At 71.0% G+C, this 16326-nt stretch carries 17 protein-coding genes; 8 read left to right on the forward strand and 9 right to left on the reverse strand.

Features of this window, described 5'->3' with window-relative positions; genetic code table 11:
- Positions 1–3: 3 nt before the first annotated feature.
- From ACQP2F_RS26670 to ACQP2F_RS26695, 6 genes are read left to right on the forward strand one after another with little or no spacing between them, the layout of a single operon-like run.
- Positions 4–924 carry a carbohydrate ABC transporter permease gene (locus tag ACQP2F_RS26670; RefSeq protein WP_433291926.1) on the forward strand — a complete coding sequence of 307 codons (921 nt, stop codon included), beginning with the start codon at positions 4–6 and terminating at the stop codon, positions 922–924.
- Positions 921–1784: a carbohydrate ABC transporter permease gene (locus tag ACQP2F_RS26675; RefSeq protein WP_433291928.1), complete on the forward strand. Its 864-nt coding sequence runs from the start codon at positions 921–923 to the stop codon at positions 1782–1784. The genes ACQP2F_RS26670 and ACQP2F_RS26675 overlap by 4 nt, the downstream gene beginning before the upstream one ends.
- Positions 1781–2728, forward strand: a complete 948-nt coding sequence (locus tag ACQP2F_RS26680; RefSeq protein WP_433291930.1) for a Gfo/Idh/MocA family protein — start codon at positions 1781–1783, stop codon at positions 2726–2728. The genes ACQP2F_RS26675 and ACQP2F_RS26680 overlap by 4 nt, the downstream gene beginning before the upstream one ends.
- Positions 2729–2740: 12 nt before the next feature.
- Entirely contained in the window at positions 2741–3568 is an 828-nt protein-coding gene (locus tag ACQP2F_RS26685) for a sugar phosphate isomerase/epimerase family protein (RefSeq protein ID WP_433291932.1), read from the forward strand.
- Positions 3565–4641, forward strand: a complete 1077-nt coding sequence (locus tag ACQP2F_RS26690; RefSeq protein ID WP_433291934.1) for a Gfo/Idh/MocA family protein — start codon at positions 3565–3567, stop codon at positions 4639–4641. The genes ACQP2F_RS26685 and ACQP2F_RS26690 overlap by 4 nt, the downstream gene beginning before the upstream one ends.
- Positions 4638–5501: a sugar phosphate isomerase/epimerase family protein gene (locus ACQP2F_RS26695; protein ID WP_433291936.1), complete on the forward strand. Its 864-nt coding sequence runs from the start codon at positions 4638–4640 to the stop codon at positions 5499–5501. The genes ACQP2F_RS26690 and ACQP2F_RS26695 overlap by 4 nt, the downstream gene beginning before the upstream one ends.
- Before the next feature lie 16 nt (positions 5502–5517).
- Here ACQP2F_RS26695 and ACQP2F_RS26700 read toward each other — a convergent pair whose 3' ends face one another.
- Positions 5518–6519, reverse strand: coding sequence for a LacI family DNA-binding transcriptional regulator (locus ACQP2F_RS26700; protein WP_433291938.1), 1002 nt, complete (start codon positions 6517–6519; stop codon positions 5518–5520).
- Between the two features lie 55 nt (positions 6520–6574).
- On the opposite strand from ACQP2F_RS26700, the gene ACQP2F_RS26705 reads away from it, so the two are divergent.
- Positions 6575–7300 carry an alpha/beta hydrolase gene (locus ACQP2F_RS26705; RefSeq protein ID WP_433291940.1) on the forward strand — a complete coding sequence of 242 codons (726 nt, stop codon included), beginning with the start codon at positions 6575–6577 and terminating at the stop codon, positions 7298–7300.
- Positions 7301–7338: 38 nt separating this feature from the next.
- Here the strand turns inward: ACQP2F_RS26705 and ACQP2F_RS26710 are convergent, their stop codons facing one another.
- The 8 genes from ACQP2F_RS26710 to ACQP2F_RS26745 all read right to left on the reverse strand — a co-directional run bounded on the left by ACQP2F_RS26710 (position 7339) and on the right by ACQP2F_RS26745 (position 15105).
- Positions 7339–8364: a lysylphosphatidylglycerol synthase transmembrane domain-containing protein gene (locus tag ACQP2F_RS26710; protein WP_433291942.1), complete on the reverse strand. Its 1026-nt coding sequence runs from the start codon at positions 8362–8364 to the stop codon at positions 7339–7341.
- 48 nt (positions 8365–8412) lie between these two features.
- Positions 8413–8925 carry a hypothetical protein gene (locus ACQP2F_RS26715; protein ID WP_433291944.1) on the reverse strand — a complete coding sequence of 171 codons (513 nt, stop codon included), beginning with the start codon at positions 8923–8925 and terminating at the stop codon, positions 8413–8415.
- A 98-nt stretch (positions 8926–9023) separates the two neighbouring features.
- On the reverse strand, positions 9024–10190 hold the full coding sequence (locus ACQP2F_RS26720; protein ID WP_433291946.1) for a glycosyl hydrolase: 1167 nt from the start codon (positions 10188–10190) through the stop codon (positions 9024–9026).
- Positions 10191–10228: 38 nt separating this feature from the next.
- Complete coding sequence (locus tag ACQP2F_RS26725; RefSeq protein WP_433291948.1) at positions 10229–11104, reverse strand: carbohydrate ABC transporter permease; 876 nt, start codon at positions 11102–11104, stop codon at positions 10229–10231.
- Positions 11101–11985: a carbohydrate ABC transporter permease gene (locus tag ACQP2F_RS26730; protein WP_433291950.1), complete on the reverse strand. Its 885-nt coding sequence runs from the start codon at positions 11983–11985 to the stop codon at positions 11101–11103. Before ACQP2F_RS26730 ends, ACQP2F_RS26725 begins: the two co-directional genes overlap by 4 nt.
- On the reverse strand, positions 11985–13406 hold the full coding sequence (gene ngcE / locus ACQP2F_RS26735; protein WP_433291952.1) for an N-acetylglucosamine/diacetylchitobiose ABC transporter substrate-binding protein: 1422 nt from the start codon (positions 13404–13406) through the stop codon (positions 11985–11987). The genes ACQP2F_RS26730 and ngcE overlap by 1 nt, the downstream gene beginning before the upstream one ends.
- A 17-nt stretch (positions 13407–13423) precedes the next feature.
- Complete coding sequence (locus ACQP2F_RS26740; protein ID WP_433291954.1) at positions 13424–14176, reverse strand: sugar isomerase domain-containing protein; 753 nt, start codon at positions 14174–14176, stop codon at positions 13424–13426.
- Complete coding sequence (locus ACQP2F_RS26745) at positions 14173–15105, reverse strand: MurR/RpiR family transcriptional regulator (RefSeq protein WP_433291956.1); 933 nt, start codon at positions 15103–15105, stop codon at positions 14173–14175. Before ACQP2F_RS26745 ends, ACQP2F_RS26740 begins: the two co-directional genes overlap by 4 nt.
- Positions 15106–15182: 77 nt before the next feature.
- Here ACQP2F_RS26745 and ACQP2F_RS26750 point away from each other — a divergent pair, with 77 nt between their 5' ends.
- Positions 15183–16313: a BadF/BadG/BcrA/BcrD ATPase family protein gene (locus ACQP2F_RS26750; RefSeq protein WP_433291958.1), complete on the forward strand. Its 1131-nt coding sequence runs from the start codon at positions 15183–15185 to the stop codon at positions 16311–16313.
- Positions 16314–16326: the final 13 nt, after the last annotated feature.

The raw sequence follows: 16326 nt of genomic DNA on the forward strand, positions 1-16326 counted from the left end.
CTGGTGAGAACGCCGCAGAAGGCGGCGACGCCGGAGAAGCACAGAAAGGGCGTGACCCAGCAGCAGCGCCCGCTCTGGCTGCTGACGCCGGGCGGCCTGCTCATGGTCGTCGTCATCCTGATACCGCTGGCGCTCGCGCTGTGGATCTCGTTCATCGACCTCGATCAGTACACGTTGCGCCGCTGGGTCGAGGCGCCGTTCATCGGCCTGGCCAACTACGTCGAGGCCTTCGACGCCGGCCTGCTGCACTCGATCTGGATCAGCGTGTCGTTCGCGCTCCTGTCGACCGCCGCCACGGTGCCGATCGGGATCGCGGCGGCACTGGTCACCCAGAACGCCTATCGGGGGCGCGGGCTGGTCCGGGCGGTGTTCCTCATCCCGTACGTGCTGCCGTCCTTCGTCGTGGCGACGGTGTGGCGCACCATGCTCCAGCCGGACGGCATCGTCAACAGCCTGCTCGGCAAGACCGGCACGCTGTGGCTGAACGGGCCCAACTCGTACTGGACGCTGGTGCTCGTGGAGATCTGGGCGGCCTGGCCGTTCATCTACCTGATGTCGCTGGCCGCCCTGCAGTCGGTCGACCACGAGGTGCACGAGGCGTCCGCGGTGGACGGCGCGACCTGGTGGCCGAAGCTGATCAAGGTGATCCTGCCCTACCTGCGCGGCCCGGTGCTGCTCGCCTGCCTGCTGGCCACGCTCAACCACATCAACAACTTCACGCTGCCGTTCGTCCTCTTCGGCGCGCCGGCCCCGGACGACGTCAACGTCATGCCGATGCTGGTCTACGTGACCAGCTTCCAGGGCCTGCGGTTCGGGCTGAGCGCGGCGATGGCGGTCGTCTCGCTGATCCTGATCCTGATCCCGCTCTTCGTCTATCTGCGCGCGGTGCGGCTGGACGTGCACGAGGAAGGAGGCCGCAAATGAGCGCGCACGCCGAGGCGACCCGGCTGCTCCCCCGCCCCCTGCTCATCACGCTGACCGTGCTGCTGTGCGCGATGGTGCTGGTGCCGATCTCGTACATCGTGCTGGCCTCGCTCAACAGCGACGTGGGCGTGGCGTCGGGCGAGTTCTGGCCGAGCTCGTTCAGCCTGGAGAGCTACCACAAGATCTGGACCACGGCCGACCTCTCGACCGGCCTCGTGAACAGCCTGATCGTCTGCGGGTTCACCGCGGTCGCCTCCGCGCTGCTCGGCACCACCACCGCGTACGTGCTGGTCCGCTATGCCTTCTGGGGAAGGCTCACCATCCTGCGCGGTCTGGTCGGCTTGCAGAGCATCCCGGGCACCCTGATGCTGCTGCCGGTCTTCGTGCTGTTCTCGTCGGCCGGCAACTATCTCGGCCTGACCGTGATCGGCACCCGGTGGGGCCTGTTCATCGCGTACCTGACCTTCGCCCTGCCGTTCTCGACCTGGGTGATGGTCACCTACCTGCGCGGTCTTCCCCGTGAGCTGGAGGAGGCGGCCCGCACCGAGGGCGCGTCGACGATGGTGATCCTGCGCCGGATCGTCTTCCCGCTGAGCCTTCCGGCGATCGTGGTGTCCGGGATCTTCGCGTTCCTGCTCGGCTGGAACGACGTTCTCTTCGCCTCGGTGCTGACCCGGCCCGAGACGCACACGGCCGCGGTCGCGCTGCAGATCTTCGGCTCGTCGCAGGAGGGCGGCGCGCTGCCGGTCTACTCGCAGATGATGGCGGCGGCGCTGGTCTGCGCGGCCCCGGTGGTCATCCTCTATCTGATCTTCCAGCGCTACCTGGTCGGCGGGCTCACGGCGGGTGGCGTCAAGTGACCCGGGTGGCGGTGGCCGGCCTCGGCGACGTGTCGGTGGTGCATCTCGCGGCGATCTCGTCGCTCGGCGCCGACCTGGTCGGCGTGTGCGACGTCGACCCGACACGTGCCGGGGACGGCTACCGCGACCACCGGGCGTTGCTCGACGCGACGCGGCCGGACGTGTTGCACATCTGTACTCCACACGATCAACATGTCCAGCTCGCGATCGATGCGCTGGAACGCGGCGTCAACGTGTTGATGGAGAAGCCGGTCGCCCACACCGTCGCCGAGGCGTCCCGCCTGGTCGAGGCGGCCGCGGCCCACCCGGCCGTCAAGATCGGCGTGTGCCTGCAGAACCGCTACAACGCCTCTTCGGAAAAAGTCCGGAAAGTCCTGGCCAATCAGGCGGCGAACGGCGGATCGGCCACGGTCTTCTGGCATCGCACGCCCGACTACTACCGCGCATCGCCGTGGCGCGGCGACAAAGCCCGCAGTGGTGGCGGTGTACTGATAAATCAGGCTATCCACACCATCGACCTCATGCAGTGGTTCCTCGGCGACGTCGAAGCGGTCAGCGGCCACGCCGGGCGCTACGGCGGACTTCCCGGCGACGTCGAGGACACCGCCCACCTGCTCCTCGACCACGAGGGCGGCGCCCGCAGCGTCGTCTTCGCCACCACCACCAACGTCGTCGACCAGCCCGTGACCATCGAGATCGTCACCGACGAGGCCGTACTGACGATCAAGAACGGCCTGACCATCGCGTACGCCGACGGCCGCACCGAGGCGATCGAGGAGCGCCGGGCCGACGGCGGCGGGCGCGACTACTGGGGCGCCTCGCACGAGCTGCTCATCGCCGACTTCTACCGCACGCTGGAGGATCCCGAGCCGTTCTGGATCGGGCCGGCCGAGGCGCTGAAGTCGCAGTACCTGATCGACCAGATCTACCGCTCCGACACCTGAAGGGCGCCGCCGATGTGGACTCTCTCCGGATTCGCCGACGAGATCTCCCCCGATCTCACCGAGCAGTGCGAGGTCGCGACGAGCCTCGGCCTCAAGTACATCGAGGTGCGCAGCGCCTGGGACGTCAACATCCTCGACCTGTCCCCCGATCAACTGAACACGATGAAGAAGACCCTTTCCACGTACGGGATAAAGGTGTCCAGCATCGGCTCCCCGATCGGGAAGATCTTCATCGACGAGGAGTTCGGCCCGCACCTCGACCGCATGCGGCACGCCGCCGAGGTCGCCCAGGAGCTGGGCGCGCCGTACATCCGGATCTTCTCGTTCTTCCTCCGCCCCGGCAGCGACCCGGCCGAGCACCGCGCCGAGGTGATCGACCGGATGCGGGCGCTGGTGCGGGTGGCCGAGGAGGCCGATCTGGTGCTGCTGCACGAGAACGAGAAGGAGATCTACGGTGACGTGCCGGCCCGCTGCCTCGACCTGATCCGCTCGGTCGGCTCCCCCTACCTGCGGCTGGCCTGGGACCCGGCGAACTTCGTGCAGGTCGGGGTGCGGCCCTACAGCGACGGGTACGCGGCGCTGCGCCCGCACGTCGAGTACATGCAGATCAAGGACGCGCTGGCGGCCGACGGCACGGTGGTCCCGGCCGGCGAGGGCGACGGCGAGCTGGCCGCCACCATCCGGGCGCTGCGCCACGACGGCTTCGACGGCTTCTTCTCGCTCGAACCGCACCTGGCGCTGGGCCACGCCACCGGCGGGTTCTCCGGCCCCGACCAGTTCCGCCGGGCGTGGCGGGCTTTCACCGATCTTTTGAAGACCGAGGAGATTGAGTACGCGTGAGCACCGCACCTTCCCGCACCGCACCCAGGTTCGCCATCGTCGGCGCCGGCGTGATCGGCCGCCATCACGGTCTCGTCACGAGTCAGCTCGCCGACCGTCTTTCCCTCGTCGCCGTCGCCGATGTCGACCTCGATCGCGCGTCCTCGCTGACTGCCGAGCGTGGCGGGCGCCCGTATGCCTCCCTGGGGGACGCCCTCGCCGCCGAGGAGATCGACGTCGTGGTCGTCTGCACCCCGACCGGCAAGCACGGCGAGGTTGCGATCGAGGCCCTCGAGGCCGGCAAGCACGTGATCGTGGAGAAGCCGGCCGAGATCACCGTGGCCCGGACCGACGAGATCATCCGCGCCCAGCAGAAGGCCGGCACCCTGGTCACGGTCATCTCCCAGCACCGGTTCGACCCGGCGACCGAGAAGGTGCTGGCCGCGATCGAGGCCGGCGAGCTCGGCCGGCTCACTTCCGGCATCGCGTCGATCGACTGGTGGCGCGGGCAGAGCTACTACGACTCCGGCGGCTGGCGCGGCACCTGGGAGCTCGACGGCGGCGGCGCGCTGATGAACCAGGGCGTGCACACCGTCGACCTGCTGATCGCGGCGCTGGGCCGGCCGGTCGAGGTGTTCGCCTACACCGGAACCCTGGCGCACGAGCGGATCGAGGTCGAGGACGTGGCGACCGGTGTGGTGCGCTTCGAGTCGGGCGCGCTGGGCGTGCTGCACGCGACGACGGCCGCCTACCCGGGCCTGAGCGCCCGGTTGCAGGTGCACGGCGACCGCGGATCGGCCGTCATCGACAACGACGAGATGGCGTTCTTCCACGCCACGCCCGCTGGATCGTCCCCGGCCGAGGTGTTGATGGGATCAACGCAGTCCATCTCGGGCGGCTCCTCCGACACCGCGGCCGCGGCCAACCCCGGGCAACTCTCCGACGCGCACCGGCTGCAGTACCTGAACTTCCTGGGCGCGCTGGCCGGCACCGAGAAGCTGCGGGTCGACCTCGAGACCAACCGGCAGGCGGTGGGGGTCATCACCGGCGCGTACGAGTCGGCCCGCACCGGACGGCCGGTGGTGCTGTCGTGAGCCGGATCGCCGCTAATCCCATTCCGTACTGGGCCACCGCCGGCAAGACCCGGCCCGTCTTCGACGAGGCGTTCCGCGACTTTCAGGAGATCGGCTTCACCGCCGTCAAGGCCGACGTGCCCGACGACATGACCGCCTCCTCCTATCTCTCGTGGATCACGTCATACGGACTGCAGCCGTCGCTCAGCCTGTTCAACTCGCCCTTCGACGAGACCGTGGCGCCGGCCGACGAGGTGGAGAGGGCCAAGAAGTTCGCCGCCGCGCAGGTCGGGCTCGGCCTCGACCGTACGATGATCTCGTCGATGGCCGTCCCCGAACGCCTCGCGTCACCGGCCGTCGGCGCCGGCTTCTCCCCCGCCCGCCTGGATCGCGCGATCGACATGTGCGGCGAGGTGTGCCGCACGCTGGCCGCCGAGGGCTTGCAGCCGCTGCACCACTCGCACGTCGGCGGCGTCTTCGAGACCGAGCACGAGATCACCAAGCTGCTCGACGACCTCGGCCCCGAGGTGATCGGCTTCGGGCCGGACACCGGGCACCTGCGCTGGGCCGGCATCGACCCGGCCGCCTTCATCCGCCGCTATGCCGACCGCCTGGGCGGCATCCACATCAAGGACGTCTTCCCCGACCTGCTGGACCGCCGCGACCTGTCCTACCGAGCCGCAACCGAGACCAAGCGCCTGTGGGCCGAGCCCGGCCTGGGTGTGGTCGACTTCGAGGCCGTGCTGGCCGCGATCCCGCCCACCTACGACGGCGACTTCATGATCGAGGTAGACGAGCCGAGCGTCGAGTCGAAGCGCGAGTCGCACCGGATGTCGTTCGAGTGGGCACAGACCGCCCTGGCCGGCCGCGTGTCACCCTGAGCGCACTTTGCTCTGCTCACCGATGCGCGCCGTCGCGGCGGGCGCGCCCGGTCGAGCCGCGCACCACGAGCCGGACCGGCAGCACCAGCGGGTCGCCGCTGGGCTGGGCGCCCTGGGCGACGGCGATGCAGTTGCGCACGCCGGTGAAGCCCATCCGGTAGAGCGGCGACGCGATGGTGGTGAGCTGCGGCTCGACCAGCTCGTCGAAGATGATGTTGTCGAAGCCGACGACGCTCACCTGCTGGGGGACGTCGATGCCGAGCCGGCCGAGGCCCTTGACGATGCCGATCGCGAGCTGGTCGTTGTACGCCTGCACGGCCGTCGCCTGCATCTCGGCGACCCGCAGCGCGGCGCTGAGGCCGGCCAGGACGGTCGGCTCGCACGGGCCGACCCGGCGTGCCTCCAGGCCCAGCTCGGCGGCGACCGTGCGGACGGCCCGCCAGCGGATGCCGTCGGACCACGACGTCTCCGGCCCCGCCACGTACGTGATCCGCTCGTGCCCGAGCTTGGCCAGGTGGTCGACCGCGCGCCGGATGCCGCGCTCGGCGTCGATCACGACGCAGTTCGCCTCGGGCAGGCTGCGGTTGAGCAGCACCACCGCCTTCTGCTTGGCCACCATGCGCAGCGCCGAGTCGGTCATCCGGGAACTCGCGATCACCACCCCGTCGACCTGGCCCAGCTCCTGCTCGATCGTCTCCCGCTCGACCCGCGGCGACTCGTTGGTGTGCGAGAGGATCAGCTGGTAGCCGGCCTCACGGGCGGCCTCGTACGCGCCCTTGATGATGTCGCCGTAGAACGGGTTGGTGACGTCCGCGACCACCAGTGCGATCGCGTTGCGCTGACTGACCGGCCCGCCGGTCCGCGGAGTCGCCGCCCGGTACCCCAGTCGCGAAGCCGCCGCGAAGATGCGCTGCGCGGTGTCGGCGTGCACCCGCCCCGGCCGCGCATAGGCCCGTGACACCGTGGACGCGGCCACCCCGGCCTCGCGAGCCACGTCGTAGATCGTCGGGCGGCTCATGTCGAGAATGTTAAATCCGTCATGCTGTGCGCGACACCGATTAGGCTCGCCCGTCGTGAATGACGTCCCGGCCGTGACCTGGTTCCCGCGATCGGAGCGGCCGCCGCTCGTCCTGCTCGGCCACGGCGGCAGCTCGGACAAGAGCAACCCCCGGCTCGCCCGCCTGGGTGCGTGGTTCGCCGAGACGGCCGGCTTCGCCGCGGCGGCCATCGACGGCCCGTACCACGGCGACCGCGTCCCGTCCCCGATGACCGCGTCCGAGTACTGGTCCCGGATGGCGGCCGAGGGGCCCGAGCGGGTCCTCGACCGCATGGTCGCCGACTGGCAGGCCACGATCGACGCCCTCGCCGCCCGCGTCGACATGTCGCGCCTGGCCTACATCGGGTTGTCGATGGGCACCCGCTTCGGGTTGCCGCTGGTCGCCGCGCTCGGGTCGCGCTGCCGGGCCGCCGTGCTCGGCAAGTTCGGCCTGCGACCGTCCCCGTCCATGAACCCGGCGCTGCTCCCGTCCGCGCGTTACATCACCGACGCGGCCCGCATCACGTGTCCGGTCCTGTTCCACCTCCAGCTCGGCGACACCATGTTCCCGGTCGAGGGCCAGCGCGACCTTTTCGATCTGCTGGCGAGCCCACGCAAGGAGCTGCTCACCTATCCGGGCGGGCACGGCGTCACCGACCCGGCGGCCGAGGTTCGATGGCGGGACTTCGTGCGTGCCGAGCTCTCCGCCGGGAACGCCGAGGGCGGCGGGGTCGACGTGGCGCGCGGGCCGTCCGCGCCCTGAGCCTCCGCGAAGGTGCGGGTCAGGTCGAGGGCGGACAGTCAGCGGCGCCGGAGGACCAGCGCGGCGGCGCCGCCCGCCGGGAGCAGCAGCCAGCACGAGATCAGCCGGTAGATCAGGACGGCCGCGGCGGCGGTCACGGCCGTCGCGCCGGCCGCGGTCAGGCCCGCGACCAGGGCGGTGTCGACCACGCCGACGCCGCCGGGGGTGAGCGGGACCTGGCGGACGATCTGCACGCCCAGGTAGATGCCGGCCAGGGTTACCACGCCGATCGGCAGGCCCACCGCCCGGCAGGCGGCGGCCAGGCAGAGCAGGTCGGCCAGCCAGTTCACGGCGAAGAACAGCACCGCCGCGGTCCAGTCGCGCGGGCGCAACGCGGCGCCCGCCTGCCACGCCTCGTGGGCCGAGGCCAGCGTGGCGCGCAGCCAGCGCAGCACCCGGCCGTCGTCGGGCAGGACCGACGTGCGGATGGCGGGCATGCGGCGGCCGAGCACGATGGCGGCGGTGGTCAGCAGGGTCAGGCCGCCGACCACGGCCAGCGGGCGGGGGCTGAGCAGCAGCGCCGGGTCGGTGCCGAGCACGGCCAGGCCGCCGGTCAGGTAGAGGACGGTGAGGCCGCCGATCGAGGTCAGCCCGGAGACGATCATGGAGGCGGCGGCGAGCTCCTTGGCGACGCCGGCGCGCTGGTACTCGCGGACCGCGTAGCCGGCCGAGACGGCGGCGCCGGCCGGCATCGAGATGGAGATGGCGGTGCGGGCCATCGTCACCGCGGCGGCGCGACGCGCGGTCAGCCGTACGCCCAACGCGCCCATCACCGCCCGCTGCTGCCACGCGAAGGCCCCCAGCGACGCACCCTGCAGCGCGACGGCGGCCGCGACCCACCCGTAGTCCGCCCCGATCAGCGCCCGCACGAACTCCCGCGGGTCGGGCAGCCGCCCCCACAGGCCGGCCGCGGCGAGCACCAGGCCGGCGGCCACCAGCAGCGGCAGGCGCAGCCGCCGCCACCAGCGACGGCGCGCCGGTCGAGGGGCCGGCGCGGACCGCAGCCGGGAGCGGGTAGGTGTCACGCGGCGATCCTGGCAAACATCGTCAACCGGCGGCTACCCCCTGTGAGATCAGTCGCCCGAGAAACCCCAGAAGTACAGCTCAGCCGGCTCGCCGTCGTCGTCGTGCAACACGGCGAGACGGCCGATGCCGGGATAGCGCGCCAGCGGCACGATCGCCTCGACGTGGTCGCGGGTCAGCTTGGTGTTGCCGGCCGCCTCGTACGCCTCGGCCTCGGTCACCGGCACGATCACCCCGTAGTCCGGGTTGCCGTGCTCCTTCACCAGCGCCATGTACTCCTCGAACGTCTCGTACGCGTACGGGAGATAGCCGTAGTTCGGGCTCTCGCCCTCGGCCAGCACCCGGTACATGTCGAGGATCGAGTGGGTGCCCTGCAGGCGTACGACCTCCTCGGCCCACAGCTCGTCCTCGGTGGCCGGGCGCGCCGGGTCGTCGGCCGCGTTCTTGCCGCTGACCGCCCAGAAGAACTCGCCGGCCTCGAAGACCAGCTGACGAAGGGTCACGAAGGCGACGTATCGGTCGTCCTGGTAGGGCATGTAGTAGTCCCACCCCGAAGCGCCCACGCATCCTCCCGGCCCTGATCGAAGCACAGCCGCGACACAATAGCCGGGGGCGAGGCGCGTCCGCCCCGGTCCCCCGGCCATTTCTTGATGATCGAAATCTAGCAGCGGCCGAGGTCCTCCCACTGCTGCGTCCAGCCCGGCTCCGAGCCCTGCGTCCAGTAGCGGGCCTTCCACAGGTGCTTGCCCTGACCCGACGGCGGCCCGCTCGGGTCGCCGTACTTGCTCTTCTCGTGCTTCACCAGGCTGCCGCCGGTGTAGACGGCCGAGAACGCCCATTCCGGCGCGGTCGAGCAGTTGGTGGCGGGCGGAGTGGTCGGCGAAGTGGTCGTGGGACTGGTCGTAGGCGGAGTCGAGCAGGTTCCGGACGAGTCGACCGTGTCGGTGAAGGCGTTGCCCGACGATCGATACGCGGCGGCCTTGGATGCGGCCGCGGACGGCGAGAGCACCTGGTTCTTGGCGAACAAGAGCCAATCCACCTGCTCGATGTACGTCGAGAGGCCGCCCGTGTGCGCCGCGGTGTCGATGAACCACAGGTTCCAGTTGATGGTCATCGTCTGCCGCGGGTAGAACTTGCCCGAGTGGTCGCCGACCTGGACGCCGTCGATGAAGTAGATCATGTGCCCGTTCGCCACCTGGACGACCAGATCGTGCCAGCCGTTGAAGCTCTGCCGCTCCTCCGAGTGCACGTTGTCGGCGTACCAGGGATCGTTGCGGTAGGTGTACCAGCTGGTCTGGTAGTTGATCGGCCCGGTCTCGCCCCACCCGCCGTTCGGCAGGTACTCGGAGATGTCCAGCTCCGAGTACGTCGGATCGAGGTCCCCGTTGAGCGGGCTGATCGTGAAGAACGTCTCGTTGATGTGGTCGCCGTCGGTGCCGCCGGTCGGCGCGTCGGTGAACCGGATCCGGCTGGCGTAGGTGCCGTCGAGGAACCGCTTCTGCGTCGAGTAGAGCTCGGCCTGGTTGGTGCCGGCCGAGGTGCCGTCGGTCGAGGCGGTGAGCTGCATGACCTGGTCGCCCTTCGACGACGGGAAGGTGATGCTGGTGGCCGACCAGGTGGCGCCGGGCACGCCCGGGCCGCCGGCGTAGGTGCGCGGCGTCCAGCCGTGCGCGGTCAGCGACGAGTCGGACGACGACGCGTAATGGAAGTCGTCGAACAGATAGCCGCAGTCGGCCGCCGAGGCCGTGCCCGACGAAAGAGCGACCGCGCCCGAGGCGGTGACGACCGCGGTGGCGAACAACGCCAATCGACGTTTATCGATAAGCATGGACAGACTCCTCCCAACGGAGAAATGGGGGTGGGGATCTACTTGACCGCGCCGGCGGTCATTCCGGCTCGGATGTGGCGCTGGAACGCGACGTAGGCGACGAGCACCGGCAGCATGGCGATGGTCAGGCCGGCGAACAGTCCGCCCCAGTCGCTGCGATACCCCTGGCTGACCGACAGGGCGGCCAGACCCTGCGCCAGGACGTACCGGTCCGGGTCGGGGTTGAGAACCAGCGGCAGCAGGTACTGGTTCCAGAGCCCGAGGAAATTGAAGATGCCGACCGCGGTCAGCCCCGGGCGGGCCAGCGGCAGCATGACGCGGAAGAACACCGCGCCGTGCGAGCACCCGTCGAGGAAGGCGGCCTCGGCGATCTCGGTCGGCAGCGTGCGGAAGAAGGCGTGCAGGAAGAAGACGGTGAACGGCACGGCGTACGCCGCATAGACCAAAATCAGTCCCTGGTACGTGCCGAGCAGCCCCAGTTGCTGAACGACGAAGAACAGCGGCACCAGGGCCAGGAACACCGGGAAGAACATGGCCGCGACGAAGACGTAGTAGATCAGGCGGTTCCCGCGGAAGTCGTAACGGGCCAGCGCGTACGCGACGAGGGCGCCCAGCAGCATGGTGAGCAGCAGCGCCCCGCCCACCACGATGAGGCTGTTCAGGAAGTAGCGCCCGATGCTGGCCGAGGTCCACGCCCGTGCCCAGTTGTCGAAGTGCGGGGTGGACGGCAGCGACCACGGCGAGTTCAGGATCTCGTCGTCCGACTTGACCGACGAGATCACGGCCCACAGCAGCGGCAATGCCGTCACCACAGCCCAGCAGAGCATGGCCAGTTGCGGGAGCGGATTCGCCCGGTTTCGCCGGACCGGGGCGGGCGGCGCGATCACCGCCGGACGGTCACGCAGAAGCGTCATGCCAGCTCCAGCCGTTCCTTGCGGCCGGTCCGCAGCGCGAGCACGGCCAGAGTCAGCGTCGCGAAGAACAGCGCCACGCCCATGGCCGAGGCGTAGCCGAACTTCCCGTACGTGAAGGCGTTGCGGTAGAGCGACAGCCCGATCACCTCGGTGGCGCCGTCCGGCCCGCCCGGCCCGACGGTCATCACCTGCACGACCGCGAATCCGTCCAGGGCCGCGATCCCGAGGTAGACGAACGCGACCTGCACGGTCTCGCGCACCAGGGGCAGGGTGAGGCGCCGGAACGTGGTCCACCCGCCGGCGCCGTCGAGCAGCGCCGCCTCGTACAGCTCGGCCGGGATGCCGTCGATCGCCGCGCGGAAGAGCACCACGTAGAACCCGACCGACGACCAGACCAGCACCGCCATCACCGCCGCCAGCGCGAGCTTCGGCTCGGCCAGCCACGACCTGGCCGCCGACCCCAGCCCGACGGCCCGCAACCCGGCGTTGAGCAGTCCCGTGTTCGGGTTGTAGACGAAGCCCCAGAGCACCCCGATCACGACCAGCGACAGCAGCTGCGGGAAGAAGTAGACGATCTGATAGCCCGCCGAGCCGCGCCGGGTCCGCAGCAGCGCGGCCAGGCCGAGTCCGAGCGCGATGGTCGCGAACGGCACGACCACCAGCATCACCGCGTTGTTGCGCACCGCGTCCAGGAACAGGGAGTCGCCGCCGAGGCGGGCGTAGTTGCCCGCCCCGACGTAGTGCGCCTCGCCGGCCACGCCGGTCCAGTCGGTCAGCGAGACCCAGAAGGCCTGCGCGTACGGCGAGAGCACGAAGACGACGTGCAGGACCAGCGCCGGCACCAGCGCGCCGAGCAGGAACCGCCACCGGCCGTGCCGCATCAGCGGGAGAACTTCGCGACGGTCGAGTCCTTGGCCACGGCGTCGGCGGCCTTCTGGATCCGGGTGGACCAGTCGGCGGGCGAGATGCGCTTGTTGACGAGCTCGCCTGTCGCGTCGTCGACCGCCTTGGCCAGGGGCGCGTACCACGTACGGAATCGGTAGGTGAAGGTGTTGGTCCCGGCCGCGACCACCGCGTCGCGCACCGAGCCCAGCCCGCTGGAGAGCGTGAGCCCGTCGGTCGCACCGGCGACGGCGGGCAGCGTGGAGTTGGCCTTGGCGAAATCGGTCGCCGACGCCTTCGAGAACAGGATGCGCAGGTACTCCTTCCCGCCCGCCACGTTCTTGGCCTTGGCCGGGACGATGAACGACTCGCTGCTGGCCGCCTGCACCGCCGTCGCCGGCTGCTTGTCGCTCGCGGTCAGCGCCGGCACCGCCGCCATCACCATGTCGAAACCGGCCGGCGCGACCCCCTTCTGCTCGCTCTCCAGCCACGACCCGCAGGGGATGAACGCCGCCTTCCGTTGGCACCAGGCGGCCTGGGCCTCGGTGTGCGAGAGCGCCTCGGAGCCGCTCATGATGTAGCCCTTGCCGGCCAGGTCGGCGAACGCGGTCGCCGCCGCCACCAGCCCCTCCTGCTTCCAGGCGTTCGGCTCGAGGTTGTCGACCGCCTTGATCAGGTCGGGGCCGCCGGCCTTGGCCGCCATCGAGAGCAGCGGGTCGTTGATGTACTCGGGATATTTACCCTGGTAGGTCCAGGGCGCCACGCCCGCCTTCCTGATCGTCTCGCACAGCGCGAGCATCTCCGCCCACGTCTTCGGCACGGTCCAGCCCTTCTCGGCGAAGAACGGCTTCGAGAACCACAGACCCCAGACCGTGTACGTGAAATTGAGCGCGGCCGTCCTGCCGCCGAAGGTGCCGTCCTCGACCACGCCGGGCAGCAGCGTGTCGCGGACCTTCCTGCCCGGCTGGTCCAGCGCCGGGGCGTCGAGCAGATCGGCCAGGTCGGCCACCTGTCCCACGGTGACCAGGGTCGCGATGTCGAGACGGCCGGCGCCGGTGTTGTCCACGACGTCGGGCGGGTTGCCGGCCACGAACCGCGGCTGCATCGCCTCGCCGACCTTCTGCAGGCCCTTGTGATCGATCTTGGCCTGCGGGTACCGCTGCGTGTACTGCGTCTCGGCCTTGGTGGCGTAGTCGTCGCCGTACCCGCCCTTGAAGACGACCACCTCGAGCGGGGCGTCGGCCTTGACGCCGAGCGGGTTGTCGGCGCTCTTCTCGCCGCTCGCCGCCTTGGTTCCCTCGTCCTTCTCGCCGGAGGTGACGCACGCTGCGAGGGTGGGCACGGTGACGGCCGCGGCGGCGGCCGTTTTGAGCAGGGTCCTTCTCCTCGGGTACGGTCTGAGCTGGGGTTCAGGGTTCATGACGTGGGCCTTCTTCCCTATGCGGTACGCCGGATGCGCCCGGCGTACCGCGCCTCAATTTGTGCGTTGTGTTCCTTGCCGCCGGGCACGTTGTCCGACAGGTAGACGGGCGGCGTGACGCCCGCCTCGAGCAGGTTGGCGACGACCTCGGTGACGATCTGCTGGGCCAGCAGCGCGGCCGTGATCGAGGAGACGGCGCCGACCGCGCCCCCGCCGGGCAGCGGCAGCGCGGCGTCGCCGTAGGGGGCGCCGTTGTCGAGCACTACGTCGGCGATGTCGCCGAGCTTGCGGCCGCTCGGGTGGCGCGACTCGACGCCGGCCGAGTGCTGCGCCGAGGTGATCGCGACGAGCCGGTGGCCGCGCTCCTTGACCAGCAGCGCCATCTCGACGACCGCGCCGTTGATGCCGGAGTTGGAGGCGATGACGAACGCGTCGTCGGGCTTGATCGGGGCCAGGTCGTAGAGGCGGTGGGCGATCTCGGTGCCGCGCTCGACCATCGGGTCCTTCAGCGCCTCGAGCGGGTCGCCGCCGTACAGGACGATGTCGCGCAGGGCGATCCGGTTGGTCGGGACCAGGCCGCCGGCCCGTCCGGCGATCTCCATGGCCAGGGCCTCGGAGTGCCCGCAGCCGAAGGCCTGGATCACTCCCCCGTTGCGTACGGCCTCGGTCAGGATCTCGGCGGCCTTCCTCTTCGCCTCCCGTTGGCCGGTGCCGACCTTCGCCACCACCTCTTGCAGCGTGGTCAGGTATTCGTTGCCGGTGACACTCACGGTTGTCCTTTCGGGCGGCCGCGCTTGCGGGACGGGATCTTCTCGGGCAGGCGGTGGGCGTCCACGGCCCGGACGGTGAGCTCGAGCGCCTCGGCCGTGCGCTCGTAGGTGCGCTGGGCGACCGCCACGTAGATGAGGTCGAGCACCAGCAGCTGCGAGTGCAGCGCGGAGAGCGCGGCCAGGCGGAACGTCGTCTCCTGCACGCTGGTGGTGAAGACGACGTCGGCGACCTCGGCCAGCGGCGAGCGGGCGAAGCTGGTCACCGCCACGGTCAGCGCGCCGTGGTCGGCGGCCTCGGCCAGGGTCTCGATCACCTCGCGGGTGCGGCCGGAGTGCGACAGGCCGATCGCGACGTCGCCGGGCAGCAGCAGCGCCGCGTTGGTCAGCGCGGTGTGCGAGTCGATGCGGTGCCAGACCGGGATCCGGATGCGCTCGAGCCGGAACGCCATCTCGCGGGCGGACGTGCCGCTGGAGCCGAGCCCGAAGATCTCCACCCGGCCGGCCCCGGCGATCGCGGCCGCGACCCGCTCGACCGCGGCGACGTCGAGGCCGGCGGCGGTGCTCTGGATGGCTCGGGTGTCGGCGGCGGTGACCACGCCGAGCACGTCGGTGAGCGGGTCGCCGGGGGCGATGTCGCCGCTGATGTCGGTCTCCCAGCGGGCCTGCTCGGCCCGGCCGGTCTCGGTGGCGATGGCGACCCGCAGGTTCGCGTAGCCCTTGAAGCCGAGCGTGCGGCTGAACCGGGTCACGGTCGCCGTGCTCGTGCCCGACCGCTCGGCCAGGTCCACGATGCTGGCGTGCGCGGCCGTCTCCGGATCGGCCAGGATCGTCTCGGCGATCCGGGCCAGGGCCTCCGGCATCTGCGGCCCCTCGATGTGCAGCCGCCCGAGCAGCCCGCCACTTTGCGTCACGGTGGTCGTCCTTTTCATCAAGTGCTGTTGGCGATGAAAATTACGACCGTCGGCGTCGCTAGTCAACAAGAAGTTTCTATGCTTCGATCCCCACCATGAATCTCGTGGTGGGCGTGGACGCCGGCGGCACCGCGTCGCGCGCCGTGGTGGCCACCGTCGCCGGCGCCGTCGTCGGCCGCGGCCGGGCCGGCCCCGGGAACCCGCTATCCGGCGGTCCCGGCGCGGTCGCCAACATCGCTCTCGCGGTGCAGGACGCCCTGACCGGTTCCGATCCGTCCCGGGTCGTCGCCGGCGTGGTCGGCGTGGCCGGCACGAGCGCCGTCTCCTCCCCCGCGATCGCCGCCGCCTTCGCCGCCGCGTGGCCCGGCCTCGGCGTGCGCGGCCAGGTGCGCATCGTCGGCGACGTGGTCACCGCGTTCGCGGCCGGCACCCCGTCGCCGTCCGGCGCCGCCCTGATCGCCGGCACCGGCGCGGTCGCCGCCCGGATCACCGCCCACGAGATCGCCGAGGTGGCCGACGGCCTGGGCTGGCTCCTCGGCGACGAGGGTTCCGGCCGCTGGATGGGCCTGCGGGCGCTGCGCCACGCCGTCCGGAACTGGTCATCGCCCCTGGCCGTCGCGGTGGCCCACCACGCGGGCGCGCGATCGGCCGACGAGCTCGTGGCCTGGGCCCAGTCCCTGCCGATGGCCGCGATCGACGCCCTCGCCCCGCTGGTCTGCGCCGCCGCCCGCAACGGCGACCCGGCCGCGCGCGCGATCGTCACCGACGGCGTCGCCCGCCTGCTCGACACCCTCGACGCGGTCGCCCCGCGGCCCCCCATCCCGGCCGCCACCTCCGCCTCGCCCGAGCGCGCCTTAAGCACCGCCCTCTCGCCCGAGGGGCCCGTGCCGACCGCTCACTCGCCCGAGGGGCCCGTCCCGACTGCCCCCTCGCCCGAGGGGCCCGTGCCGACCGCTCTCTCGCCGAACGGCGCCTTACCCACCGCCCCCTCGCCCGAGGGCGCCGTGCCGATCGCCCTCTCGGCCCGGCGGGCGGTGGTGGTCCTCGCCGGTGGCCTCCTGGCCGGCGACACCCCCGTGCGCGACGGGGTCCTCGCCGCGCTGGCCGCCCGTGGCGTACCCACCGGCACCAGCCGCGACCCCGCCGCCGCGGCCGCCTGGCTGGCCGCCCGCCCGTTCAGCCCGCTCGCCCCCGCCGACCTGCACGCCGCCCTGCTGCCTGAATAGACGAAGACCGAAC

It is taken from the genome of Actinoplanes sp. CA-030573 (assembly GCF_050951115.1).
GTDB lineage: Bacteria > Actinomycetota > Actinomycetes > Mycobacteriales > Micromonosporaceae > Actinoplanes.

Bases quoted from the DNA above. Each gene is read 5' to 3' on its own strand.
- ACQP2F_RS26675 (WP_433291928.1), top strand. From the start codon at position 921: ATGAGCGCGCACGCCGAGGCGACCCGGCTGCTCCCCCGCCCCCTGCTC.
- ACQP2F_RS26685 (WP_433291932.1), top strand. From the start codon at position 2,741: ATGTGGACTCTCTCCGGATTCGCCGACGAGATCTCCCCCGATCTCACC.
- ACQP2F_RS26700 (WP_433291938.1), bottom strand. From the start codon at position 6,519: ATGAGCCGCCCGACGATCTACGACGTGGCTCGCGAGGCCGGGGTGGCC.
- ACQP2F_RS26720 (WP_433291946.1), bottom strand. From the start codon at position 10,190: ATGCTTATCGATAAACGTCGATTGGCGTTGTTCGCCACCGCGGTCGTC.
- ACQP2F_RS26725 (WP_433291948.1), bottom strand. From the start codon at position 11,104: ATGACGCTTCTGCGTGACCGTCCGGCGGTGATCGCGCCGCCCGCCCCG.
- ACQP2F_RS26730 (WP_433291950.1), bottom strand. From the start codon at position 11,985: ATGCGGCACGGCCGGTGGCGGTTCCTGCTCGGCGCGCTGGTGCCGGCG.
- ngcE (WP_433291952.1), bottom strand. From the start codon at position 13,406: ATGAACCCTGAACCCCAGCTCAGACCGTACCCGAGGAGAAGGACCCTG.
- ACQP2F_RS26745 (WP_433291956.1), bottom strand. From the start codon at position 15,105: ATGAAAAGGACGACCACCGTGACGCAAAGTGGCGGGCTGCTCGGGCGG.
- ACQP2F_RS26750 (WP_433291958.1), top strand. From the start codon at position 15,183: ATGAATCTCGTGGTGGGCGTGGACGCCGGCGGCACCGCGTCGCGCGCC.